General features: G+C 54.6%; 26 protein-coding genes. 7 read left to right on the forward strand and 19 right to left on the reverse strand.

Translation table 11 applies throughout. The features are described from left to right. Positions 1-125: 125 nt before the first annotated feature. Positions 126-722: a Fe-S biogenesis protein NfuA gene (gene nfuA / locus Y017_RS00965; protein WP_035458300.1), complete on the reverse strand. Its 597-nt coding sequence runs from the start codon at positions 720-722 to the stop codon at positions 126-128. Positions 723-990: 268 nt separating this feature from the next. On the opposite strand from nfuA, the gene Y017_RS00970 reads away from it, so the two are divergent. The 3 genes from Y017_RS00970 to Y017_RS00980 all read left to right on the forward strand — a co-directional run bounded on the left by Y017_RS00970 (position 991) and on the right by Y017_RS00980 (position 3,503). After that, a complete protein-coding gene (locus Y017_RS00970) occupies positions 991-1,242 on the forward strand; it encodes a DUF2970 domain-containing protein (RefSeq protein ID WP_011588472.1) in 252 nt (83 codons plus the stop codon). A 133-nt stretch (positions 1,243-1,375) separates the two neighbouring features. Further along, the gene (locus Y017_RS00975) at positions 1,376-3,022 is read left to right on the forward strand and encodes a nitrite/sulfite reductase (protein ID WP_011588471.1); all 1,647 of its coding nucleotides are present in this window, start codon (positions 1,376-1,378) and stop codon (positions 3,020-3,022) included. Beyond that, on the forward strand, positions 3,015-3,503 hold the full coding sequence (locus Y017_RS00980; RefSeq protein WP_035458302.1) for a DUF934 domain-containing protein: 489 nt from the start codon (positions 3,015-3,017) through the stop codon (positions 3,501-3,503). Before Y017_RS00975 ends, Y017_RS00980 begins: the two co-directional genes overlap by 8 nt. A gap of 40 nt (positions 3,504-3,543) precedes the next feature. On the opposite strand, the gene Y017_RS00985 is transcribed toward Y017_RS00980, so the two are convergent. The 3 genes from Y017_RS00985 to Y017_RS00995 form a co-directional block, all read right to left on the reverse strand. Next, positions 3,544-4,500: a zinc transporter ZntB gene (locus tag Y017_RS00985; RefSeq protein WP_035458305.1), complete on the reverse strand. Its 957-nt coding sequence runs from the start codon at positions 4,498-4,500 to the stop codon at positions 3,544-3,546. Between the two features lie 388 nt (positions 4,501-4,888). Continuing rightward, positions 4,889-6,799 carry an FTR1 family protein gene (locus Y017_RS00990; RefSeq protein ID WP_035458307.1) on the reverse strand — a complete coding sequence of 637 codons (1,911 nt, stop codon included), beginning with the start codon at positions 6,797-6,799 and terminating at the stop codon, positions 4,889-4,891. Between the two features lie 108 nt (positions 6,800-6,907). Continuing rightward, entirely contained in the window at positions 6,908-7,576 is a 669-nt protein-coding gene (locus Y017_RS00995; protein WP_035458309.1) for a DNA-3-methyladenine glycosylase I, read from the reverse strand. Positions 7,577-7,683: 107 nt separating this feature from the next. Between Y017_RS00995 and Y017_RS01000 the strand changes: the two genes are divergently transcribed. Both Y017_RS01000 and Y017_RS01005 read left to right on the forward strand, forming a co-directional pair. Next, entirely contained in the window at positions 7,684-8,913 is a 1,230-nt protein-coding gene (locus tag Y017_RS01000; protein WP_035458310.1) for a pyridoxal phosphate-dependent aminotransferase, read from the forward strand. A gap of 71 nt (positions 8,914-8,984) precedes the next feature. After that, positions 8,985-9,467 carry a hypothetical protein gene (locus Y017_RS01005; protein WP_035458311.1) on the forward strand — a complete coding sequence of 161 codons (483 nt, stop codon included), beginning with the start codon at positions 8,985-8,987 and terminating at the stop codon, positions 9,465-9,467. Between the two features lie 91 nt (positions 9,468-9,558). Here Y017_RS01005 and Y017_RS01010 read toward each other — a convergent pair whose 3' ends face one another. After that, positions 9,559-10,503: a class I SAM-dependent methyltransferase gene (locus tag Y017_RS01010; RefSeq protein WP_035458317.1), complete on the reverse strand. Its 945-nt coding sequence runs from the start codon at positions 10,501-10,503 to the stop codon at positions 9,559-9,561. A gap of 211 nt (positions 10,504-10,714) precedes the next feature. On the opposite strand from Y017_RS01010, the gene htpX reads away from it, so the two are divergent. Continuing rightward, positions 10,715-11,611 carry a protease HtpX gene (gene htpX, locus Y017_RS01015; protein WP_011588463.1) on the forward strand — a complete coding sequence of 299 codons (897 nt, stop codon included), beginning with the start codon at positions 10,715-10,717 and terminating at the stop codon, positions 11,609-11,611. Positions 11,612-11,757: 146 nt separating this feature from the next. Here htpX and Y017_RS01020 read toward each other — a convergent pair whose 3' ends face one another. Then, positions 11,758-12,906, reverse strand: a complete 1,149-nt coding sequence (locus tag Y017_RS01020; RefSeq protein WP_035458318.1) for an ATP-NAD kinase family protein — start codon at positions 12,904-12,906, stop codon at positions 11,758-11,760. Positions 12,907-12,995: 89 nt separating this feature from the next. On the opposite strand from Y017_RS01020, the gene Y017_RS15285 reads away from it, so the two are divergent. Continuing rightward, positions 12,996-13,169 carry a PA1571 family protein gene (locus Y017_RS15285; RefSeq protein WP_011588461.1) on the forward strand — a complete coding sequence of 58 codons (174 nt, stop codon included), beginning with the start codon at positions 12,996-12,998 and terminating at the stop codon, positions 13,167-13,169. Here the strand turns inward: Y017_RS15285 and Y017_RS01025 are convergent. The 13 genes from Y017_RS01025 to Y017_RS01085 all read right to left on the reverse strand — a co-directional run bounded on the left by Y017_RS01025 (position 13,144) and on the right by Y017_RS01085 (position 24,788). Continuing rightward, complete coding sequence (locus tag Y017_RS01025; protein WP_035458692.1) at positions 13,144-14,259, reverse strand: 4-phosphoerythronate dehydrogenase; 1,116 nt, start codon at positions 14,257-14,259, stop codon at positions 13,144-13,146. The genes Y017_RS15285 and Y017_RS01025 overlap by 26 nt on opposite strands. Before the next feature lie 126 nt (positions 14,260-14,385). Then, the gene (locus Y017_RS01030; RefSeq protein ID WP_035458319.1) at positions 14,386-14,829 is read right to left on the reverse strand and encodes a thioesterase family protein; all 444 of its coding nucleotides are present in this window, start codon (positions 14,827-14,829) and stop codon (positions 14,386-14,388) included. Positions 14,830-14,883: 54 nt separating this feature from the next. Beyond that, entirely contained in the window at positions 14,884-16,041 is a 1,158-nt protein-coding gene (locus tag Y017_RS01035) for an iron-containing alcohol dehydrogenase (RefSeq protein WP_035458320.1), read from the reverse strand. A gap of 267 nt (positions 16,042-16,308) precedes the next feature. After that, positions 16,309-17,874, reverse strand: a complete 1,566-nt coding sequence (locus Y017_RS01040; protein ID WP_035458321.1) for an FAD-dependent oxidoreductase — start codon at positions 17,872-17,874, stop codon at positions 16,309-16,311. Next, complete coding sequence (locus Y017_RS01045) at positions 17,871-18,512, reverse strand: hypothetical protein (protein WP_035458322.1); 642 nt, start codon at positions 18,510-18,512, stop codon at positions 17,871-17,873. Before Y017_RS01045 ends, Y017_RS01040 begins: the two co-directional genes overlap by 4 nt. A 133-nt stretch (positions 18,513-18,645) precedes the next feature. Next, a complete protein-coding gene (locus Y017_RS01050) occupies positions 18,646-19,560 on the reverse strand; it encodes a cation diffusion facilitator family transporter (protein WP_081737549.1) in 915 nt (304 codons plus the stop codon). Positions 19,561-19,589: 29 nt separating this feature from the next. Next, a complete protein-coding gene (locus Y017_RS01055) occupies positions 19,590-20,351 on the reverse strand; it encodes a peptidoglycan DD-metalloendopeptidase family protein (protein WP_011588454.1) in 762 nt (253 codons plus the stop codon). A gap of 108 nt (positions 20,352-20,459) precedes the next feature. Continuing rightward, entirely contained in the window at positions 20,460-21,371 is a 912-nt protein-coding gene (locus Y017_RS01060) for a DUF368 domain-containing protein (protein WP_011588453.1), read from the reverse strand. 113 nt (positions 21,372-21,484) lie between these two features. Beyond that, entirely contained in the window at positions 21,485-22,147 is a 663-nt protein-coding gene (locus tag Y017_RS01065) for a protein-L-isoaspartate(D-aspartate) O-methyltransferase (RefSeq protein ID WP_011588452.1), read from the reverse strand. Between the two features lie 25 nt (positions 22,148-22,172). Then, entirely contained in the window at positions 22,173-23,216 is a 1,044-nt protein-coding gene (gene truD, locus Y017_RS01070) for a tRNA pseudouridine(13) synthase TruD (RefSeq protein ID WP_035458697.1), read from the reverse strand. An 8-nt stretch (positions 23,217-23,224) separates the two neighbouring features. Continuing rightward, positions 23,225-23,707, reverse strand: coding sequence for a 2-C-methyl-D-erythritol 2,4-cyclodiphosphate synthase (gene ispF, locus Y017_RS01075; RefSeq protein WP_035458324.1), 483 nt, complete (start codon positions 23,705-23,707; stop codon positions 23,225-23,227). Beyond that, a complete protein-coding gene (gene ispD, locus Y017_RS01080; protein WP_101234982.1) occupies positions 23,701-24,423 on the reverse strand; it encodes a 2-C-methyl-D-erythritol 4-phosphate cytidylyltransferase in 723 nt (240 codons plus the stop codon). The genes ispF and ispD overlap by 7 nt, the downstream gene beginning before the upstream one ends. Then, entirely contained in the window at positions 24,420-24,788 is a 369-nt protein-coding gene (locus Y017_RS01085; protein ID WP_050731505.1) for a septum formation initiator family protein, read from the reverse strand. The genes ispD and Y017_RS01085 overlap by 4 nt, the downstream gene beginning before the upstream one ends. Position 24,789: the final 1 nt, after the last annotated feature.

The raw sequence follows: 24,789 nt of genomic DNA on the forward strand, positions 1-24,789 counted from the left end.
AGCAAGCCACGGCACTAAGTAAACTCCTCTTGCTAGAAATGCCGAGCCTCACGCTGAGCCACGGCTTGAAACAAAAAAACCGCACCCTTTCGGGCGCGGTTTTTTTGTAGCTAGAAGCTTACCTGTTAGCTGTAATATGCGTTATCCGTCACGGTATGGTCGGTCTTGTCGCGAACGCCGGCGAGTTCCGGAATCCGCTCCTGGAGGGTTTTCTCCACCCCGTCACGCAGGGTCACATCTACCACAGAGCAGCCCTGGCAGCCTCCGCCAAATTCCAAAACAGCCACATTATCATCGGTCAGTTCCAACAACTGCACACTACCACCGTGGGCTGCCAAGTTAGGGTTGATCTCAGCGTAAAGCACGTAATTAATCTTCTCTTCGATAGTCGCGTCTTCACTGATATCCGGCACCCGAGACTTAGGCGCTCGGAAAGTGAGCTGTCCGCCCATGCTATCTTTCTTGTAGTCGATTACCGCATCTTCGAGATAGCGAACGCTTTTTCCCTCAATCCAAGCATGAAACCCTTCATAATCGTAGCGAACATCGCTTTCTTCCTGCTCGCCCTCCGGGCAATACGCCATACAGCACTCTGCGTGCGGCGTACCTGGACGCTCGACAAAGATACGCACACCAATCTCTGCCTGATCCTGCTTGCTTAGCAAGTCACGCAAGTAATCCTTGGCGGTTTCGGTAATGTCGATCAACTGCTCTGCCATCATAATTCCTGGTTGAGATGAATGAACCCATACGCAACAATAAGCGTAAAAGGTAAAGCAGCGACGTACGCAAGCTTTCTTTCCTGACTATTTTAGTCAGGTACTGAGCAGTTGCAATGGCATCAACCCACGTATAATTCAAGGCCTACCGCTCAACCCTGTCGCTGTGAAGCAGTCAGGGGTACAATATGCCCCCTTGGGCGCCCTGTCATATAGTCACCGCCCGTGAACATCCAACGTTTAGCCTTTCAGCCAAAACACAGGATCACCCATGTCAGATCGACCACCCACACAGAATCAAACCCAAGATCATGACCCGAGCAGTGGCAAACCGACACTATGGCAGACCATTCACAGTATTCTCGCCGGTCTGCTTGGTGTGCAGAGCAGTAAGAATCGGGAGCGTGATTTCACCAAAGGCGACGCAGGCAACTTTATTGGTGTCTACGTAGTGCTAGTGGTAGCGCTAGTGATCGGAATGGTTGTCGCCGTGAACTTGGTAATCGATGCCGCCGCCAAATAGCGCTAAGTAATAGCGATATGCCAAGATATTTCTTTTCACTATAAGGGCGCTTTGTTAGAGTGCCGCACTGCGCCCTCTGGGAGCAGAGCTTACCTATTGAATTTTAAGCATTTAAGGACGGTGATACAGTCCCATGTACGTCTATCAGGAATACGACCAACGGTTGCTGGAAGAGCGGGTGGCGCAGTATCGCGACCAGACCCGCCGTTTTCTCGCCAATGAGCTCAGCGAAGATGAGTTTTTGGCCCTTCGCTTGCAAAACGGCCTTTATATCCAGCGTTATGCACCAATGCTGCGTATCTCCGTTCCTTACGGCCTGCTGGCAAGTCGCCAACTGCGTCGTCTTGCTCATATCGTGCGGACCTATGACAAAGGCTTCTGCCATGTCAGCACCCGCCAGAACATTCAACTGAACTGGCCTTGCGTAGAAGAAGTGCCGGATATTCTGGCAGAACTAGCCGACGTACAGATGCACGCGATCCAAACCAGCGGTAACTGCATCCGTAATATCACCACCGATGAATTTGCTGGCGTCAATCCAAAAGAAATTGAAGATCCACGCCCTTGGTGCGAAATCATCCGCCAATGGTCCACCTTCAATCCGGAATTCGCTTACCTGCCGCGTAAATTCAAGATTGCGGTTAACGCCGTTCCTGACGCGGACCCCGCACTCATTGGTGTCCACGATATCGGTGTGCAAATTGTACACAACGCCAATGGCGAAACCGGTTTTCAAGTATGGGCTGGTGGCGGCCTGGGCCGCACCCCAATGACCGGTGCCGTCATCGGTGAATTTGTGCCCTGGCAGGATCTGCTTGCTTACCTTGAATCCATCCTTCGGGTGTACAACAAGTACGGTAACCGGGACAACAAATATAAGGCGCGTATCAAGATTCTGGTGAAAGCACTAGGAGCTGAAAAATACCGCGAATTGGTCGAGCAGGAGTTTGCCGAGCTGAAAGGCGGCGAGATGACCCTGACCAGCGAAGAAGTGGCTCGCATTAAGGGCTGTTTCACTGCCCCCGACTACCAGAACCCAGACACCGCTGCTCTGCAGAGCAAGCTGGCCGAAGACAAGGCTTTCAGCCGCTGGTACCACACCAATACCCGTGCTCACAAACAGCACGGCTACCGTGCGGTTACCCTCACACTGAAACGTACAGGTCGTGTACCTGGCGATATCAGTGATGATCAGCTGGAAGCGGTGGCAGACTTGGCTGACCAGTACAGCTTTGGCGAACTGCGCAACAGCCATCAGCAGAACATGGTGCTGTCTGATGTTGCGGCACATGATCTCTATGATCTTTGGAAAGCACTGGACGAACTCGGCTTTGCCACTCCGAACTTGGGTCTGCTGACAGATATCGTGGCCTGCCCCGGTGGCGATCTCTGCGCCCTGGCCAACGCCAAGTCGATCCCCATTGCCGAATCCATTCAACGCCGCTTTGATGATGTGGATTACCTCCACGATTTGGGCCCGCTGGACCTGAATATTTCAGGCTGTATGAACGCCTGTGGCCATCATCACATTGGCCACATCGGCATTCTTGGCGTGGACAAGAAAGGCAAAGAGTTCTATCAGGTCACTCTCGGTGGCCGTGGCGACAAGCTGTCCCGTATCGGAGAGAAAATGGGGCCCTCTTTTGAGTCCGAAGAAATCACCGACGTCGTGGAAAAAATCATTAATCTCTATGTAGAGAAACGCCTCGAGAACGAACCGTTTATCGACACCTACGAGCGTATTGGCATGGACCCGTTCAAGGAGCGCATCTATGGATAAGGTCATCATTGATGGCGCCATCGTAGACAATCAATGGCAATGCCTTGAGGGTGAGGCTCTGGATGCTGAGCTACCCGGCGGCAAGATCATTGTACCGCTCGCCTACTGGCAGGCCCACCGAGAGGCTCTGCTAAGCCGTGGCGATGTGGCCGTGTGGCTGGCGCCAGGTGAAGAACCAAAAGACCTAGGAGACGACCTGAGCTCCCTGCCCTTGGTTGCCATCCATTTCCCGGCCTTCAAGGACGGGCGCGGTTATTCTTATGCCCGTGAGCTGCGCACCCGTTACCACTTTAAGGGTGAAGTACGCGCCACCGGCGACGTATTGCGTGACCAGCTCTTCTACATGACCCGCTGTGGTTTCAATGCGTTTGAAGTGCGCGAAGATCGCAGCATCGAAGAAGCGCTTGAGAGTCTGAATGATTTCAGTGTGACCTATCAAGGTGACGTAAATGAGCCTCGGCCCCTATACCGTCGAGGCTAGTCAAACGGCTTTATCGCGCTGACAAGACGCCGCTGTCGCTTTAAAGCCAGCGGCGTTTTAGCATCCATACCAACACCCCCAAACTCACCACGCCAATTCCCGCCATAAACCACCAAAAGCCTGCGGGATCATCGACACCGGGCAGCCCGCCCACATTGATACCAAATAAACCGGTAAGAAAGCCCAAAGGAAGAAACAAAGCCGTAATCATCGCCAACAGGTACATCCGGTCGTTGATTGCTTCGTTCTGCACAGAGAACACTTCTTCCTGCAACAAAGTCGCATGCTCACGGGCTGCATCCAGATCTTCCAGTAGACGCTGTAGCCGGTCACCGGCTTCGCGAAGCAGCAAAGCATCTCCCCCTGCGAACATGGATTCGTTCTGCAATTTCATCAACGCTTCACGCTGCGGCGCGAAGAAGCGGCGCAACGTAATGGATCGACGGCGAATCTGGCTAAGACGCGGCGTCAAACTAATGGTAGGTGACTCCTCGATGGATAACGCGCAGTCTTCCACCTCGGATTCTAAGTTTTCAATGACATCTTCCATTCGCCAAATTAACTGATCAACCAACCGCGCCACTAAGCCGGGAATGTCGGCAGGCCCCTCTCCACGCTCAAGCTCCTCCTGCACCGTTATTAGCGACAACAGCGCTCGCTTCTGGGTGCTTACCAGCCCCTTGGGGCCAACCCACAAGCGCAAGGCAATCATGTCCTCAGGTCTCGCTCCAGGATGAAGATTGACGCCACGCAGGTAAACCAACAAGCCCCCCGCCACCTCTGTAACGCGAGGCCGAGTTTCCATGGTCGTAAGTGCCGAAATCACCATCGGCGCAATGTCTTGCTGCTCCAGCCAGTGTTGGCTTTCAGGCTGTGAATAATCCAGATGAACCCAATATGGCACCGTTTCGTTCAGTGACACCTGAGCATCAAGGGGGCTCGCCCCGCCCTGCCCATCCAATGTCAGAGCTATTTTCAACCAATGGGACTCGTTCATACGCATCCTTCATTCCGAACCACACCACATGTGGTCGCATCACAGCATGCTTGAGCTGACAAAGACGTACAAACAAAAGGTTGATCGCGCGCTCCCCGCGAAACAGCGATAGTGCTAGATAAAGCCTACAGCTGCTGGGAACCAGTGGTGCACACCCATCGGGTACAGTGGGCTCTTAACGCAAAAAATATGTCATTCAGGCTTGAGCAACCATTGCAGGAAGGCCGCCTTATGATGTGAAAAAGCCTGAACCTCCCTGCTCACCATGTTTTTCCGCAGAATCATTGTAAGCCGTTCGGTTCAGGCTTTTTCATTTGTCCCTAAATTGTGGGACAACAGAGAATCTTAGCTGCTTTTGCTATGTGTGCTGTCATCATAAACAGCCAGGCTACTGAGCGTTACGCCCACGTAGCCAGAAGATCACACTGAGGATAATTACCAGTCCTTGCGCAGCCACCCCTTGCATCGTGGGATAGAGCCCCAGCCATTCAATGGTCGGCACGCCCAGGTAAAAGGCGCTGATCACTCCAGCTTCCTGCAAGGCAGCAATCCCACTGCCCAGTAGAATCACCGACAACATCAGCAAGACTATACTGGTCACACGGAAGAACAGGCTGAGCGGCAAGCGCATACCGATGCGAAAGAACAGGAAGCACACCACCGCCAGAGCCACAATCGCTGCGGCAATACCGTAGAACACATAGGGCTGGGTGGCGGCGGTCACCTGACTTAACAGCGCTTCATAGAACAGAATGGTTTCGAAAATCTCGCGATAAACGGAAATAAATGAGACAAACGCCAACACCCATATGGTGCCGCTACCAAGGGCATTGTCTACCTTGTTTTTGATGTAACCCATCCACTTCTGGCTATTGCTATTGCTGTGCATCCAGAAGCCCACATAGAACAAAATGCCCGCCGCAATTACCCCGGCAAAGCCTTCAGTCATTTCCCGCGATGCCCCGCTGAAGGTAATCAACGTATTAGCCACGTACCAAGTCAGCCCGCCCGCCAGCAGCGCAGTAATCCAGCCATAATGAATATGGCGAGTGGCTTTCACGGCGTTGGCCTTGCGGGTGAAGGTTAGCAACGCCGCCACCACCAACAGGGCCTCGAGGCCTTCACGGAACAAGATGAAAAAACTGGCCGACAGCGTTGCCGCTGGGCTGAGGCCATCGCCAGCCAAGGCATCACTGGCCTCAGCCAAGCCTTGCTGGGCTGCAGCCACCTTTTCACTCACTTCGCTGGCAGTACGATCACGGTCAATGGCTTCGCGCACGGCCATGAAACGGGACTCTGCACTGCGCATCAGCTCGCTGTCCACGGCAGACAGCTGCTGCTCGATCATTTCAAAACCGTCCAGGTAAGCAGAAAGTGCCGCCGCCTTGGCCGTCTTTTTATCACCCGCCTGATAGGCAGCATCCGCAACGTCCAGCTTGTCATGACTCAGTGCGATAAACCGATTTTTATTGAATAGCGCGTCGGGGGTACGTCGAAGGTAGCCCAAAGCCGCGTAAGCCTTCGGCCCTTGTTCCTTGAGCACATCTTCCGGGGCCTGAGCCACCAGAGTGTCTAGGTCGAGGGCGGTTTTCATACCGGGCACGGTGGTGAAGATCTGTTCGCCATCTTCGGCCACATCATCGGTAACGGCCTTGGCGCCCACATAGAACGCCAACGCCCACCGGTCTTCCTCGCTCAAGGTATCCGCGTAGGCAGCCATCCCGGTCCCATCCACCCCTTGCGTGATGGTGGTGTGCAAACCCAGCAGTGAACGGCCGTTATAGCGCTCTACCTCGGTAAAATCCGTGGGGGCGGGCTCCAGTGCTACTCCGGCAGGGCCATCGCCCTTACCTTGCGCACCATGGCACGCGGCACAGTGACTTTGATACAACTCAACAGCATGCGTTTGATCCGGGGCCTGCTTGGGCGATACAGGAATACCGTAGACACTCACCAAGGTGGCACGAATAGATTGCGCTAGGCCTTTGATCTCACTTTCCGCGGCTTTATCGATCACCGCCTGCTGCAGGCTGTTAGCCTGGCGTTGCAACGTCTGTTGACCCTGCGCAACGGGTAACTCTGCCACGCCTTCAGCGAGTAACGCAGAAAATTCTGCCATCTCGGCATATTCTTCCGGGCTGACAATCTCACCATCCACCACAGCATTGATATAGTCCGCCCCCACATACTCGACCAACTGCACAAGAGCGGTCTGGCTGGCGGCAAAAGCAGACTGGGAGAAAAAGAAAAACGCGAGCAGGCCCGCAAAAAAGTGGCGGGGCAAGAAGGTACGCGGCATAGGAGTGAACCCAATTCATAACATTAAAGACGAGTCATTATCATTTATGTTCACGCCTGCATCAAGGGAATCGGGACCCTTAATAAGGAGCAGATGTTCCGTCGCCGCTCAGCCCACAGTAAAGGCCAGCACCTTGCTGATATGGGACTGCGGCCAACCGCTTTCCCTTTGCCACGTGTTGAAGGCGGCCTGGGCAGCCTTTTGGTCTCGCTGGCTTGCTGGCGGCTTGTCGATGATATTTTGTGCCTTTAGAGCAGCCACTACATCGGCGGTGGAATACCACGTATCGCGGCCTACCATACGCAAGAAAGCCGCCCCAGAATTACCTCCCAGTTGCTTGCCCCGTTTTTTCAGCAACCACCACATACCCACGGTATCGTCCACCGGCCAGTCCGCCAGCCAGTTCCCCACACTGCCGTACTCTTCTGCCAAGTCGAGGACCAACTGAGCGTTATGGCGGATCGCTTTCATCTTGCCCCAGTGACGAATCAGGCTAGCGTCCTGCATACGGTCATCAAGCATGGTGTCCGGCATTAACACTAGCTTTTGTGGGTCAAAGCCGAAAAAAGCCTTCTCAAAGGCAGGCCATTTATTGTCCACCAGGGAATGCTTCAGCCCGGCTCGGAAAATGCGGCGAGTCAGCGCAGACATATAAAATGCATCATCACGATGGCGCAAAGTATCTGAATCGGCCACCGTGGGCAGCTGAGCCTGCACAGCCTTTAGTGAACCTTTACGGTTCACCGCCAGCGCCAATAAATCCTTGAATGGGGTCATACCCTACTCCAGTTTGCGCCATTGCATCTAAGCGCCAGATATACAGTGAAAAGGACGCATTGTAGAATCACTCCCCTGTCCTCTTCGAGTCGACCTGCGGGAACTTCATGACAATCGATCAATATCACGTCAGCAAATCCGACAAACTCAACGGCGTATGTTACGACATCCGCGGCCCCGTGCTGCGTGAAGCGCACCGGCTGGAAGATGAAGGCCACCGGGTCATCAAACTGAACATCGGTAACCCGGCGCCTTTTGGCTTTGAAGCGCCGGAAGAACTGCTTCAGGACGTGATCGCCAATCTCCCGGAATCAACTGGGTATTGCCATTCCAAAGGGCTATTCCCTGCTCGCAAAGCGGTAATGCAGTACACCCAAACCAAGGGCATTGAAGGCGTCACCGTGGATGACGTGATTATTGGCAACGGGGTGTCCGAGCTGATCGTCATGGCCATGCAGGCCCTACTCAACAGTGGCGATGAAGTACTATTGCCCGCCCCAGATTACCCGCTGTGGACCGCTTCGGTGCGATTATCCGGTGGCACCCCAGTGCATTATCTGTGCGATGAACAGCAAGATTGGCAGCCCTCTTTGCAAGACATTCGCGCTAAGGTCAATAAGAACACCAAAGCGCTGGTCATTATCAACCCGAACAACCCCACCGGGGCCAATTACGAACCTGCCATGTTGCGCGAGCTATTGCAGATAGCCCGCGAGAACAACTTGATCGTATTCGCCGATGAAATCTACGACAAGATTCTCTACGACGGCGAAGAACACACCTCCATCGCCTCCATGGCTGATGATTTGCTATTCATCACTTTTAACGGCCTATCCAAAAACTACCGCGCCGCCGGTTTCCGCGCGGGTTGGATGGTTATTTCCGGGGCCAAACACCGGGCGGAAAGCTATATCGAAGGCCTAGACATGCTCGCCAGCATGCGGCTGTGCGCCAATGTGCCCAGCCAACATGCCATCCAGACGGCCCTGGGCGGCTACCAGAGCATTGATGATTTAGTTCTGCCCACCGGGCGTCTGGGGCGCCAGCGTGACCTAGCCTGGGAAATGCTCGACTCGATTCCAGGGGTAAGCTGCGTTAAACCAAAATCTGCCCTCTACCTCTTTCCGAAGCTGGACCCTAAGGTCTTTCCCTTTGAAGATGACGAAGCCTTCGCACTGGACCTATTGCGCGAAGAGAAAGTGCTGATCGTCCAGGGCACCGCCTTTAACTGGCCGGATCCGGATCACTTCCGCGTAGTATTCCTGCCCCGCCCGGATGACCTGGAAGATTCCATCGGCCGCATTGCGCGCTACCTGGATCGGGCACGAAAAAAATAACAGGGATTAATCCCGAAAATGTGTTTGTAGGAGCGCCGCTAGCGGCGCCCTACCCTATCAAAGAGCGGCCCATGTCCCACCTGCATATCGACGACTTCACCCACGATGTGGCACGCATTCTCATGCAGTGCTACATGAGCTTCCCTCGCCCAGTAGCCTTATATGTGGAAGATATTGTCGGCCCAACCGAAGTGGATGATGTGGGTTTGCACAGCACTCGTCATATGAGCTGCTTGGGCGCCATGCTGTGGCTGGCCGACGAAGGCTATCTGCGCTACCAGGCCACGATTTTTCAGGAGGGGCTTGAACAAGCAGTATTAACTAACCGCGCCTTTGTATTACTCACCGCCCTCAGCGATTTGCGCTTTGAGGAAACAGACCCGCAATTACCCGCCACCGTGCGGCTGGAAAAAGCCACCCTCGCCGAACAAATCATTCACGCTATTCGCGCACAAGATTCATCGCGTACCACCGCACTCGTTCGCTATTTGCTTTCGCGTAACCCGCAACCGGTGGGCAAGGAGGAGTTCGCTCCCATCGGGGCCAAGCTGTAACCAGGGCGAGCGTTAACTCCGCGGCGACAAAAGTACCGGCCAGAGTGCATAAAGGGGTTGCCCGCTGTTGCCAACCAGCAAACTTGAGTGACTACGGAGTATTACCTTCATCCAAAGCCTGAGGGCGACGATAACGATAATGCACAGTCTTTAACGCCGGCTCACCGACTTCATCAAAACCGATCGCCCCCGGCAATCTAGAGACTTTTTCTGCACCGGGAAGATTTTTTTCCACGCACTGTTCCAGCCAATCATAATCCAGCCAAGGGGCATTGAGGCAGACCAGTAACTCTGCTTCTACCGCCAACAATTTATGCAGCTTGCGCAGCACTCTTGGGTAATCCTCTTGCGCCATAAAGCTGCCACGCTGGGCGCTGGGGGGATCAATCACAATCAATTCATAGCGGCCCAACTGATTCAGTTTTTTCCAACTCCGAAATATATTGTGCGGTAAATAGTGAACTCGGGCGTCCTGGAAACCATTCAACGCATGGTTTTGTTTACCTAGGGTCAGCGCCGCATCAGATAAATCAATATTCACCACGGAATGGGCTCCACCTGCTAGTGCAGCCACAGAAAAACTACACGTAAAACTGAACAGATTGAGCACCTTCTTGCCGTCAGCCCGTTCGCGTATCCAGCGCCGGCCTTGAGCCATATCGGCAAAGAATCCCAAGTTCTGGCCGCGCTGAAAATCCAGTTTGAAAACCAGCCCTTGCTCTGTGGCCACAGAGTGAGAGGGCATTTCACCCTTCACGACAACATTATCGGCCTTGCCATCATAACGATGTTGAAAAACCAGCACATCGCAGCCCAGTGACGCCATGGTTTCGCTTAAATAAACCTCCAGCGCCGCCAACACCTCCGCTTCCTGTGCGCGAAACAGAGTGGCCACCAGCAGAGGAGGAAAGCAATCTATCGTCAGCCATTCTAGGGATGGCACCGTTTTACCGCGACCATGAAAAAGGCGATGTTTTGGTTGAGACAATGGAACCAGATACGGAGCAAGCAGGTCTGATAGCTGGGTCGAGAGCATAGGGATCAATACAAGCAGTAAGAGAGACAAAGCATGCTGGCAGAAACACAGGATGCTTCTCTCCAGCTGACAAGGGCTAATTATAGCTCAGGGGAGTCTTTGAATAACGCCTTACATGCCTAGACAAGGCATTATCCATAGGCTTCAAAGCCTTGAACCCACGCGCCTTGCCCCCAATAAATTATTATCTATCTGACGGAGAAACCCTACGATGATGCGCATAGCGCTTTATCTGCTTACCAACCTGGCGGTGATTGTGGTTGCCAGTATCACCCTCAGTCTGCTTGGTGTAGACAGCTATTTAGCCCAGAACGGTAGTGGTCTAAATCTGACCAGCCTACTGATTTTCAGCGCCGTATTCGGCTTTGCCGGTTCGTTGATCTCACTGCTGATCTCCAAACCCATGGCCAAATGGTCCGCTAAGGTCCAGACCATCAATGAGCCCAGCAATCAGGCTGAACGCTGGTTACTCGATACGGTAAAAGAGCTGTCTGATAAGGCCGGCATCAAGATGCCGGAAGTGGGTGTTTTCCCCGCCCAGCAGTCCAATGCGTTTGCCACCGGCTGGAACAAGAATGATGCGTTGGTGGCCGTTTCTCAGGGGCTATTGACCCGTTTCCGCCCCGAAGAAGTACGTGCCGTGCTGGCCCACGAAATTGGTCACGTGGCCAATGGCGACATGGTTACCCTTAGCCTGATTCAGGGCGTAGTGAACACCTTTGTAATTTTTGCTGCCCGCGTGGTGGGCTATGTCATCGACAGCTTCATGCGCCGCGACGGCGGCGGCGGCCTAGGCTTCGGTTACTACATTGTGGTTATCGTAACGGAAATCATCTTTGGTATTGCTGCCAGCACTATCGTGATGAAGTTCTCCCGTTTTCGCGAATACCGGGCGGACGTGGCGGGCGCCCAACTGGCCGACCGCCGCGATATGATTTCGGCTCTACAACGGCTAAAAGCGGAAGCCAAGGTTCCCAACCAAATGCCAGATTCGCTGGTGGCCTTTGGTATTAACTCCGGCGTCAAACAAGGCCTGAAAGCGCTATTTTCTTCGCACCCACCGCTGGATGATCGTATCGCCGCGCTACAGGAGAAACGGCACGGATGAGGGTGAAAATTGACAGTTGATTGTGTTCATAGCCCGAACACACGTGGCGATGAACACAAAGCAAAGAGGCCGCGCTGCTGCCCATGAGCGTGGCCTCTTTCATTTCAGGCTTAATGAACGCTCAAGCGCGAGCTATCAACTGTCCACTAGCCATTATCAATTAAGGACGCATCGGTCCCTACTCGATACAAAATCGTATCCTCATACCCGGTCGTCACCGGCCATAGCCCACACAACTGTTTATCCAGATCGGCATCACCGGTATCCGCCAGCAAGGGCCGCCCTTCCAAGGTTTCCAGTTTGCTACGCGTGGCCAGTACCTGGATGTTCTCCTTACCCAGGCGACGGATCAGCGCGGGGCTGAATTGCTGATTGCCACGACCAAACAAATGACCCTGCCCACCAATCACCGTGATCACCGCTTTGGCCGGCGCATCGCCAATGAACTCCAGCAATTGTTGAGCGCCCAAGTCGGAGGCGACCACTTCACCATTGCGGACCAAGTCCACCCCCAACAAGGTATTGTCCAACCCCAGTTGCTCCATAACCACGGCCACAGTGGAGCCGGAGCCCATCAAATACCAGGTATCCTCTTCTAGGGTGTCAGCTACCCAGGCGGCTACCTCGGTGATCACCAGATCTTCCACTTCCCGGCCACCGCATTTGACCTGTTGCAGATAGCGCGCTTCTGCGGGCACCTGTAGCTCGCCATAATGTCGCGCCTTGACCACCCCCTCACGAAAAGCGGCCTCATCGATATCTCGCACCTCCGCATTCTCCAAGGCAACAAGGCCTCCACCGGCCAATTCCGCCAGCAACTGACCCGCCGCTTCAGGGTTTACCGCATACACGGCGGAGTGCATTTTGCAGCCCGCCGGAACCCCCAGCACAGGAGAACTCAAGCCAATAGCATCGACCAAATCCCGGGCCGTGCCATCGCCACCGGCAAACAAAATCAATTCGGCACCTGCCGCTTTCAAGGCGGCAGCAGCGGTACGAGTATCCTCTGGGGTACTGGGCATGGAAGACTCGTCGATCACTGTGCAGGGCAGCCCAGCCAGCCGACAACTGGTCTCGCCCATTTCACCGCCCCAGGTCAGAACAGATACCTTCGCATCGGCGGGTAAGACTTTCAGCGCTCGGCTCATTCGTTGCGGCGCCTGGGGCTCAGCGCCACGGCGCAGAGCCTCATCACGGGTTTGCTCCCCGTCACTGCCTTTCAGGGCCACGCTGCCCCCCAGGCCCGCATAAGGATTAACCAGCACTGCGAAACAAAGACCTTGATCGACTTTCATAGAAGGGTCATATCCAGATACAAAAATGGCGTTGCTGTCATCGACAGCCAAAGTAAATTTAAATCAAAGGCACAGGGAAGAAATACGTCATGAATCTAAACAACACAACCTCACCATCACCATTCCATGGCGCCGCCATCATTGATGAGCAAGGCCGGGAAATTCCCATCACTGAAGAAATGATCCAGCGCGCCTGTGAACACTTGGAAAATCATTGGCAATACCCCACTGCGCAATTCAATCGGGCTCAAAAAGACGGCTAATAATAGCCCTCCAAGTATCGTCCACACTTCCGTCATATTGCCAATAGTGCAGTTCATGGCGAACCGGATAGTGCTTGCGTAAGCGATCAAAGGCAGCGCTAGGGTCTGTATCATGCAGGCTTTCGCCCAATCGCCGATGATCGTCTTCAAGCCGATAAGCCACCTGTAGTAACGCCAATAAATCAGCCTCACTGTTCACTGCAGGATTCAGCGGCGGAGCATCTGCCATCGCAGTTCCTGATGCAATCCCCTGCCCGGACCATTGGCACACGGCGTCGTAGAGCATGCTCGTGCCTTTGAGCTTGCCTTCAAGACTGTACCCCGCGATATGTGGTGACCCCATCACTACCTGCTGATACAGGGTGGCTGGTACCTGCGGTTCCGTTTCCCACACATCCAGCACCGTCATCGGCCCAGTGCCACTGGCCAACTGCTCTGAAAGCGCCAGATTATCGATAACTGGCCCCCGACAGGTATTGATCAGCATCTGCCCAGGCCCAAGGCGGGACAGCCTAGAAGCATCCAGCAAATGCCCGGTGGCATGCTCTCCACTCTGGGTTAGCGGCACATGCAAGGTGATAATGTCCGCATCCAGCAAATCATCCAACGGTGCCAGTGCCACTGGCCCCGCGTAGCCCTGAGCATCCAACAGAGGGTCACAGCCGCGCACCTCAATGCCGAGGGCGCTGAGCCAATCCGCCACCCGCCGTCCCACATTACCTAGGCCGACCACCGCCACACGGGCCCCTTGCACTTCTCGTCCCTGCCTAGCACACAGCAACAACACCGCCTGCAGGACGTATTCTGCCACTGCACGAGCATTGCACCCCGGCGCGTGAGCGAATTGAATTCCCGCCTCACTAAGATACGCCAGGTCTACATGGTCTGTGCCAATGGTCGCAGACCCCACAAATTTCACCTGCGAGCCGGCTAGCAAGGCCCTATTAACACGGGTGACTGAACGCACCAATAGAACATCAGCGTCACCCAGTTGCTCCCGAGTCAGGGAACGACCATCTACTCGCTCAACGGTAGCAAACGCCTCAAAGGGCTCCAGCCCCGGCATATTGGCATCGGCAATAATGTGCATCATTGTCCTCGGAGTTAGGCTGCCTATAAAAAAATTTAGAGCCACTGTGTCGGCTTACGGCTACTCCTAAGTCGACCTATATTATGGCTATGGGCACGCTACTTTTTTACTGTCGGTATGACTGCTTTATACCTCGATCATAGCCAACCTTGCTAACGCTTCGCGCAGGGCATCAGGGATTGCCACAGGCCGTCCCGTTGCACGATTCACAAATACATGCACCACAAAACCGGTGGCCTTGGCCCCACCTTCGCCGCCGAACAATGCCAGGCCATAACGCACAGAACTGTTTCCCAGCTTGTCCACCTTCATTCCCACCACCAGCGATTCGGGATACGCTGCCGCTTCCAGATAGTCACAGCCAGAGCTGACCACATAGGCAATATGCTCGCCTTCATCGATATCCAAGCCACCTTCGTTGATTAAGTAACGATTAATGGTGGAGTCAAAATAGCTGTAATACACCACGTTGTTAATGTGACCGTAGATATCGTTATCGCTCCAGCGACTATCCACCGGACAAAGGTAGCCATACTCCTCGCGCAGCGGGCGTTTGGGTTTATCACTCATGGGTTTATCCTTGCAAAAGCAGCGCGTGTTAAGGGCTGCGCTGCGCCTCTTTTATCAATACACTGCTTTATAAATATTCAACGCATCTGCCTCAGTCACTTCCCGCGGGTTATTGACCAGCAACCGCTGCTGCAACATGGCATCTGAAGCCAGAACGTCCAAACTGTCTTCACTAACACCGACCTCACGCAGTTTTGTTGGCAAACCCACTTCATTGATCAGCGACTCCAATGCCGCAATCAGCACCCCGGCGCCATCTTCATGGTCTGCAAAGGGGCGATCACTGAGAATCGACGCCAGCTGCGCATACAGCGGTACAGCCTTGGGAAGGTTAAAGCGCAACACCTCCGGTAACACCAGGGAGTTGCTCAAACCATGGGGAATATGGAAGTGACCACCCAGCGGGTATGCCAGTGCGTGCACCGCCGCCACAGGGGCATTGGCAAACGCCTGCCCTGCCATCATGGCGCCCAACAGGCAAGCTTCACGGGCCGCCAGGTTACTGCCCTCTTTTACGGCAGTGGCCAGGTTCCCTCCCAGCAGCCGCAGCGCTTCGCGGGCCAACATGTCGGAATAAGGGTTCTTCTTATGGGCGCTGGTATAAGCCTCGATAGCATGCACCATGGCATCCACCCCGGTAGCGGCCGTTACCTGAGGCGGCAAGCCCAGCGTTAGCTCGGCATCCAGTACCGCAAGATCCGGTAAGAGCGACGGAGCGACAACGCCCGCCTTGGTGGTCGCCCCGGTGGTCACAATCGCCACCGGCGTGACTTCTGACCCGGTCCCCGCCGTCGTCGGCACCTGCAGCAGCGGCAACCGTGGGCCGGCAGCCAAACCAACGCCGTAAATATCGGATAATTGCTGGCTGCTCTTGGGGTGCGAGAGCAATGCCACCAGTTTGGCCACATCCATAGAAGAGCCACCACCAAAACCAATGACTAAATCAGCACCGGCATCGCGAGCCTGCTCCGCGGCATTAAGCACCACCGAATCAGCCGGGTCGGCACTGACCTGATCGAAAATCACCAGGGTCATGTTTGCAGTACGGAAGCTATCTTCCACTGGCTTCAGTAACGGCGTGCTGCGAATACCTGGATCCGTAACCAACATGACCCGACTGCCGCCAAGCTGCTGACACAGTTCAGGGAGCCGCTTGGCTGCACCCACTTCCACCAGCACGCGGTGCGTGGTGGCAAATTCAAACCCCACCATGGTGTTTCTCCATCAACATATTGGAATGTGAATTTCATGCTAGCACAGGTGGCAATGGCCCAAGGCGCACGGATATTACTCTTTGGCTAGCCTGGTTGCTATGATTGCTTGTGGTTATTGGTGGACGGATATTTGCCAAGCATGATTATGTTTTGAGTGCATAAAGAAGCGTTATACACACCCAAACCCCCGGCATAACCGGGGGCGTAATCAGCATAGTCAAAAACGGTGACTTAATGGGTATGAGAGTAATCCTACCCTCCCCGTTTAGCTCATTTGGCGGGCAATGCGGGTGGCGAGTGCATACACTGTAATTTGCGGATTAACGATAATAGAGGTGGGCAAAACACTCGCATCTGCCACGTATAAGCCAGGCACATCATGGCTCTGCCCATCACTGCCTACCACACTGTTATCCGGGTCCACCCCCATCCTGCAGGTACCCTGAGGGTGGTAGCTGACCATGCGCAAATGCTGTGGCTGATTTTCCAGACTGTCGACCATGGTATCGATATCCGCTTCGCTACGGATTACTCGATGGTCACTAGCAGGCACATAAACCTCTTCCGCACCGGACGCTAAATGTAGGCGTGCTGCCGCTTTCAAGGCTCGCTGCATGGAAGGAAAATCCATGTCACTCAACTGATAATCGATTTTTTTACGTTCGCCATCCCATTCTACCGTTCCTACATTATGGTCGTGGATCAGAGTAACCAAGCCACCCAGATATTTAGCCTTTTCCATATACGCCATAAACGGTTTGCCAGTGCCCGGCTCCGCCCCCATGGTGAGTTCCACCAGGCCAGAACCTCCGTCTTCAAGTATGAAACCACCCTTATCCAGAGGCATGAATTCGTCCACATAGACACCAAGCAGGGCACCGCGCCACGGATACACCGGCTCCGGATAGCGGGCCGGAACATACAATGACGGGTGACAAGCAAAGTTTTTACCCACTTGGCCAGAACGGTTGCCCAGAGCACTTTTTAGCATCAACAACGGGGTTTGTACCGCGCCAGCCGCCACAACCACCCGCGGCGCCGTTACCGTCATGCGCGCGGCCACAGTGCCATCACGATGGGTGACCGTCGCGTTTACTCCACTGGCTTTACCATTCTCAGTAAGAATTTTATCCACTCGAGTATCCGCATAAATCTGCGCACCATGGGCTGCTGCCCAAGGCAGATAGGTCACTAACATGGATTGTTTGCGTTCCGTTTTACAACCAGACAAGCAGTGCCCGGTAAGCCCGCATTGACGAATATTGCGTTTTAACGGTTTCACCGACCAACCAAGACGGTTAGCGCCAGCGCGAATTAGACGGCTGTGATTCGGAATCTCATGTTCGCCGTTGTCGTCCACCGACAGATTCTTTTCTACTTCCTCAAAATAGGGAGTGAGTTCTGCGGTGGTCAGATCGCTAAGGCCAAAATCTCGCTGCCAGTCCTGCAAAATGAAATCCGGGGTACGGAAACAAACGCAGCCATTAACTACTGTGGAGCCACCCACGCAGGCCCCCTGCAGCACCAATAAATCACCACTGCTATTGGTCTGTGCACCGTGATCCTGATAAAGAGTACCCAGACTCTCACTGAAACGTTCCGTAAAGTCCTTGGAGGGCACATAAGCGCCCGCTTCCAACACCACCACCTTAAAGCCCCGCCGTGCCAACTCATAAGCACTAACCGCTCCCCCGGCTCCAGACCCCACAATCACAACATCCGCCTGAATCTCGATGTTTGTGTCTGTTACATCACTGGCTTGGTGTACGGCAAGGCCTGTTGCCTGCCACTTCGCCGAGCTGGCTGTTGTTGCTGTTATTGTTTCACTCATGCCCGCCCCTCCGGCTGATTAATCTGCAGTACATCGTTTGCAGGCAGCGGCGCATTGCCAAGGTAAGCCAGGCCCCACTTGTCGCTAACCGGCCCATCGAAATCCGTCGGTGCCCAAGTGGCCGACTCCTGCCAATAGGCCGTGTACGTTAGCTGCTTGATCACTGTAACGAGGGTGCGTTGAATGACACTGGCGTGCCCCCAGCTATCGAAATAGGCACAGGCATCCGCGTCCGACAAATCCACAAAACGGCGCCCATGGCTCAGCACAGCCGCATTATCGAACAGGCCCAAACCTGTCGCCATTTCCTTGCGGATTTCCGGGTCCAAATTATCGAGCAGGGCTTGCACGTTGCGCACAACCGGCACCTGATCGCTGGGCGTCAGGCGGGTGCCTTCCACCGGCAATAACACCTGCCTAGCGCGATCGAACAAATGATATTCTGCGGCCGAAAGCCCCGTTACCCATGCGGGTACAGGCTGTTTATCCAACGGCGAGCGCCGTAGAAAGGCAAAGCCGCCAGCGGCGACAGCCGCAACACCAGCAGACCCCAGCAAACCCCATTTCAAAAAGCGCCGGCGGGCCATGCCCCGTTGCCAGGTCGCCGCCACAATGGGGGCGGAATGGATTTTTTTCATGGCCTGTCCTCAACACAAAAAAGTCAGTGTTGACGCTACTGAAAAGCCCTTATGAATACAATATGTTTACCTGCACAGCCCGGTTTGACCGCACAGCACAAACCAAGCGAGACAAGGGGTAGAGAGGAAGGCATCAGGCCGGAGGGCGATCGTCCAACGTTACTTTAGGGCCAACGGCCACCGGATCCTGGTGGATGATCACATCGGCCATGGGAAAGGCGTCCTGAATACGCGTTTCTATCCGTGAGGCCAAATCATGAGACTTCAGCAATGTCAGATTCTGGTCCATATCCACATGCAGCTGAATAAACTGAGTGCGCCCGGACTGCCGGGTACGCAAATCATGAAAGCCCAGCGCCTGAGGATGATCCGCCACAATCGCGCTAATCACCTCTCTCACATCGCCAGGGATCTCTCGATCAAGCAACAGCTGAACCGATTCAGAGGCAATTTGCCAGGCGCTAAATAAAATGAATACGGCGATGACCAACCCGACGACCCCATCGAGCCACAGATAGCCAAATTGACTGACAACCAATACCAGAATAATACCCACGTTCACAGCTAGGTCAGACAGATAGTGCAGAGAATCTGCCTCAATCGCGGTAGAACCGGTTTGCCGAACCACGTATTTCTGAATCAGCAAAAGCCCGAAGGTCATGGCGATGGAAAACACCATCACAGCCACCCCCACCGCGTTTTCTTCAATAGGCTTTGGCTCCATCAGTTTCAATATAGACTGATAGATCAAAAACACAGAAGAAGCAGCAATAAAAATCGCCTGGCCCAAGCCCGCCAACGCTTCTGCTTTACCATGCCCAAACCGGTGCTCCTCATCCGCTGGCACCAGCGAATAGCGGATAGCAAAAAAGTTAATCAATGACGCGAGCGAATCCATCACAGAATCTACCAGCGAGGCCAGCAAACTTACCGAGCCAGTCATCAACCAGGCAATCGCCTTGGCCGCAATCAGGATCAGCGCGGTGAACACGGAGGCCAAACCAGCCAATATCAATAAACGGTGTTCACGGGCGTTATCGCGGGGCATGCAAGTGTTCCGTTAGTAGGTACAAAAAATTAACGCTTAGGCAAATACCCCATGGGATCCACAGGCTTACCATCTTTACGTATTTCAAAATGTAGTTGGGTGCGAAAGGTGCCACTGGCACCCATAGTGGCAACCTGCTGCCCAGCTTTCACCGCATCCCCTTCTTTCACCATCATTTTATCATTATGGGCATAGGCACTTAACCAGCGTTCGCTGTGTTTGATAATCAGCAAGTTACCATAACCGGTAAGCCCACTGCCCCGGTAAACCACTCGGCCCGATGCTGCCGCCACCACAGGGCTATTAAGGCGCCCGGAAATAGCAATGCCCTTACGGCCCTGGCTAGCAGAGGAAAATGATTCCACCACCTGGCCGCTGGCCGGCCAACGCCACTCTACTAGCCCCACGGGTGTTTTCGAGCTTGGAGCAGGCTTCGGCGTGGGTTTGGAGGTAGGCTTTGACACGGAGGGCTTGCTAGCGGGCTTTGACGACGATGTGTTCGGCTTACTAGCTACGCCGGAATCGGGTGCCTTGAGAGCCATGGAAATGCGCTGGCCGGGATAAATGGTGTAAGGAGCAGGAATATTATTGGCGCGAGCTAGGGCACGAAAGTCCCACCCATAACGCCAAGCAATGGAGTATAGGGTCTCCCCTTCACGCACATGGTGGGTACCAGAGGTCACTTTACGCGGCTTCGGCTCCTGGCCATAAATATCGACCACCGGTGCAAAATTGCCCGCGCTACAACCACTGAACAGAACCCACACCACAAACGCTGCCAGAGAACGCATCAGTACCTATCAGTGCCTGTGTGAATTGTTACTGCCATTAACCCTCCCCGTTACCAGGAAACCGAATTTGAAGTGCCTACTGCACCGTAACCCATACTGAGCCAGCATTCAGTCCTTAGCTTGTGCAACATTATGTACCGGAGCAGCCCGATAAAGTAACCAGACCACTACTGCAGCCACAACCAACATTATCAACGACAGGGGTAATTGCGCCCCCTGGCCCGTAACCTGGGCATACTGTGCTGGCCACAGCCATTGATCGGAAATACCCTGCTCGCCACTGATTCGCCACGGCCACAGCTTCAACAACGAACCGGCCATAAAGCCTGCCAATAGCGCCATGACGGTGTCATGGAAACGCTGTAGCGTCCACTTGAGCACATGTACAAAGCTCAACAAGCCAACCGCACAACCCGCCATAAATGCCAGCAGTAATGAAAACTGCGCCTGCTTCACAGCTTCAAGCACAGGTTGATACATGCCCAGTAAAAGAAGAATAAAACTGCCCGAAATGCCGGGCAGAATCATGGCGCAAATAGCCAGCATGCCGCTGAAGAAAAAAACCAATGCTCCGCTACCTGCCGCGGACAATGCCGGCGCTAAACCAATCGCCACCGCGACCACTGTGCCCAGAAAAAAGGCACCAATCTGTATTGCCCCGCGCTGCTGCAAGGGTTTTAAAACCAGCGGGATACTGGCCAGTATCAAACCGCTAAAAAACGCCCAAATCGGTACTGGATGGGTTTCCAAAAGCCAGGTAATCAGCCGTGCCAACACCGCGATACTGGTAAAAATACCGGCCAGCAAGGTAAAAAGAAAAGTCAGATTGGCCTGCTGCCAGACAGCAACGAAACCTTGCTGGCGCCACACGACCAGCAACCGGGGAGTGATCCCCCCCAGAGTATTGATCAGCTCTTCATAGATACCGGTAATCAACGCCAGAGTACCACCGGAAACACCGGGCACCACATCAGCCGTTCCCATGGCCATGCCACGAAAAAAAATACCGGGTCGAATCATCTTTACGCCTCATGCATCACGCTGCACACATCAATGCGGGGTGGGAATGAATTTTCTCGACCGCTGAAGAAGCAAACAACGAGCTTCAACGCGACTTGTAGCTTTTAGCCACCTTACCTCAACACCCCGCGCTGAAAAGGCACAAACCGTACCGAATCCAGCGTTTGGCTACGGAACTGGTCACCGTCACGATCAACCACAGTGAGAACCTGCTGACGATCGCCGCCGACAGGCATCACCAGGCGGCCACCATCTGCCAACTGCGATAATAAACCCTCAGGAATATCCACGCGGGCACAGGCCGCAAGAATAGCATCGAATGGCGCCTCCGCTGTCCAGCCGAAGCCGCCGTCAGCATGTTTGAGCTGGACCTTGGCCAGCCCCAGCTGTAGCAGACGTTTGCGTGCCAGATCCTGTAACGGGCGAATACGTTCCACCGAATAAAGCTCGTCGCAAAAAGGCGCCAGCACCGCTGTTTGGTAACCACAGCCAGTGCCAATTTCTAGCACCTTGCGGGGCTTGCCCTTGGCAATCAGCAGCTCGGTCATCCGTGCCACTACCCAGGGCTGGGAGATGGTCTGACCATGGCCGATAGGCAAGGCGGTATCGTCATAGGCCTGGTGAGCCAGCGCTTCTTCGATAAACAAATGTCGAGGTGTATTACGAATAGCGTCCAGTACGCGCTCGTCCTGGATACCGGCATCACGCAGCCGCTGCACTAACCTATCCCGGGTCCGTGCAGAGGTCATACCGATGCCGCTGAGTTGGATATCCATCTGTGTTCGTTTGCCTCAATGCGAGTCAGTCAGCCGGTGAACTGACAAGCTCTGCCATTACTGTCGTGGCAAAAGCGCCTGTGGGCAGCGTAAACGCCAGCTCCAAGCAGTCTTCCCCTTCCCGTTCTGGATCCGTATGCCAGACCCACTGCAAGTCCCGTACCGGCAACCGGGTGGCGCGGCGGGCTTCTTCTACCTTGATCTGCCGCAGCCCCTCTATGACAGGAGCATGGGGCGCCAGTATTTGCTGTTCAAGCTGATTACAGGGGCCAGATGATGCCATGCCCGGCACGCCCGGCAAAGGGGCCGTAGGGTGTACCTCGCCATTGGCCACACGCTCCATCGCGGCCGGGTCGTCATCGGCCAGGAACAAGCCCCGGCTGCCTTGCGGCTGCAAAATGTCGCCGCCCAGCACGGTATTCCAACAACCTTGGCGCACCCTTTCGGCGAGGATCAGATTAAACAGATTGCTGCGCACCGCGGACAGCCACATACCCCGCAAGGCCTTCTTACGCGGCGCCTCACCGCCCAGCAACCATTCTGTGCCGCGCACCAGGTTCCCTGATCCTCGGCCAAAACGTTGCTCACCGAAGTAGTTCGGCACCCCTTGCGCGATAATCATCTGTAGCTGCTGCTCCAATGCATCCCGATCACCCACGAAGCGGGTGACGCGAAGGCGGAAATCGTTGGCACGGTGAGTGCCACGATTGAGCTTGCGGCGATGACGGCCGGATTGCAGAACGGTAAGCCCATCGGGCCAATGAAAGTCCGGGTCGTCTTTGCCCGGCAGGTGCAGGCTAAACCATTGCCGGGTCACAGCATGTTTGTCTTTTAGCCCGCTATAGCCCACCGAAAGGCGATGGACCCGAGCCTGTTTAGCCAGCAACATGGCCACGTCTTCGGTATTCCAGCCGGTTTTTTCGATTTCCAGCCAAAGATGTTCGCCCTGGCCTTCCGGGGTCACGTGCATATGCTCCGCAACCTGAAAGTCCTCTGGCCGAGCTTTCAATATGCCCTGGCAAACCGGCCCACCGTGGGCTCTGGGCAAACCGGTTTCGGTTGTTTCCATAGGGTAATTCACTGACTCTCCAGCAGTACTACGGCCTGCACCGCGATACCTTCCTTGCGGCCGATGAAGCCCAGTTTTTCCGTGGTGGTCGCTTTCACAGAAACCTGTCCTTGTTCGCATTGCAACAGCGCCGCAATCCGTTCGCGCATGGCGAGAATGTGTGGTGCCAGTTTTGGCGCCTGACAAATTACCGTTAGGTCCGCGTTGCCCAATCGCCACCCGGCATCAAGAATGGAAGAATAAATAGCCGTTAACAGCTGGCCTGAATCGGCCCCTCGCCATTGCGGGTCAGTATCCGGGAAGTGGTGCCCGATATCGCCCAACGCTAGCGCACCAAGTAAGGCGTCAGAGAGTGCATGCAAAGCCACATCACCATCAGAATGGGCTTTCAACCCATGGCTGTGGGGGATGGCGACACCACCTAACATCACATGGTCACCTTCATCAAAGGCATGAACATCAAAACCCTGACCGATACGCACGCTCACCACTGTCCTCCTTCATCATTGTCATCTCCCCGTTGCCGGCTAAGATAAAAGCGAGCCAGTGGCAAATCGTCCGGGACAGTGACCTTGATATTGTCACTATGGCCAGCCACCAGTGCCGGCTGCCAGCCATTTTTCTCCATGGCAGAGGCTTCATCAGTAATCCCGTCAAGGTCACCTTGAAGCGCCCCCAGTAACCCGCGCGCCGGAAACAGCTGGGGCGTTAGCGCCCGCCAAATACACTCACGATCCAGGGTGCTTTTGATGTACTGACTCGCATCCGCCTGCTTGATGGTATCGACCACCGGCAAGGCAAGTATCGCGCCTCGATCCCCAGCTTGATCCAGCAACAACTGAATGTCGGAGAGGCGAACCAGCGGGCGAGCCATATCGTGCACCAACACCCAGGCATCCTCTCCGCCTTCCTCTATCACCGCAGCGACGCCATTACGCACCGAGGCGGCGCGGGTGTCGCCACCATTAACGGTCTGGATACGAGGATGACGGGATACGGAGAGCGTCGGCCACCAGGGATCATCACCCGACACGGCCACCACCACTTTGTGTATCGGTGCAAAAGACAACAATCGATTGAGAGTATGTTCTGCCAAGGTTTGGCCTGTCAGGGAAAGGTACTGCTTGGGAATGCCGGCTCCCATTCTGCTACCCACCCCTGCGGCGGGAACAACGGCGTATAAAGGCCCGGCGATAGCAGGATTCACTCAGCGCCCCGAGGTTGTTCTAGGATCAGGAAAAAGGTTTCGCCCGTGCGAACCATCCCCAGATCTTTGCGCGCAATTTCTTCCACCGCTTCCGTACCCCGCTTCAGATCGTTTACGTCAGCGGCCATGAGTTGATTCCGCTCTGCCAACTTGGCATTGCTTTGCTTGAGCACAGCCACATCTTTTTTCAACATGGCCACATGCCGCAAGCTGCCCTCACCAAACCAGAGGCGTGCTTGTAGCCCCAAAAACAACAGCGCCAGCAACGCCAACACAATTTGCCTACCAGGAGACAGTTGTCGTGTCAGCCCTGTGGCATTGCCTTGGTGATTGCTGGCGCTGGATTTGCCCTTGGACGCTGGCATC

Source organism: Alcanivorax sp. 97CO-5, from assembly GCF_000524665.1.
GTDB classification, from domain to species: Bacteria; Pseudomonadota; Gammaproteobacteria; order Pseudomonadales; family Alcanivoracaceae; genus Alcanivorax; species Alcanivorax borkumensis.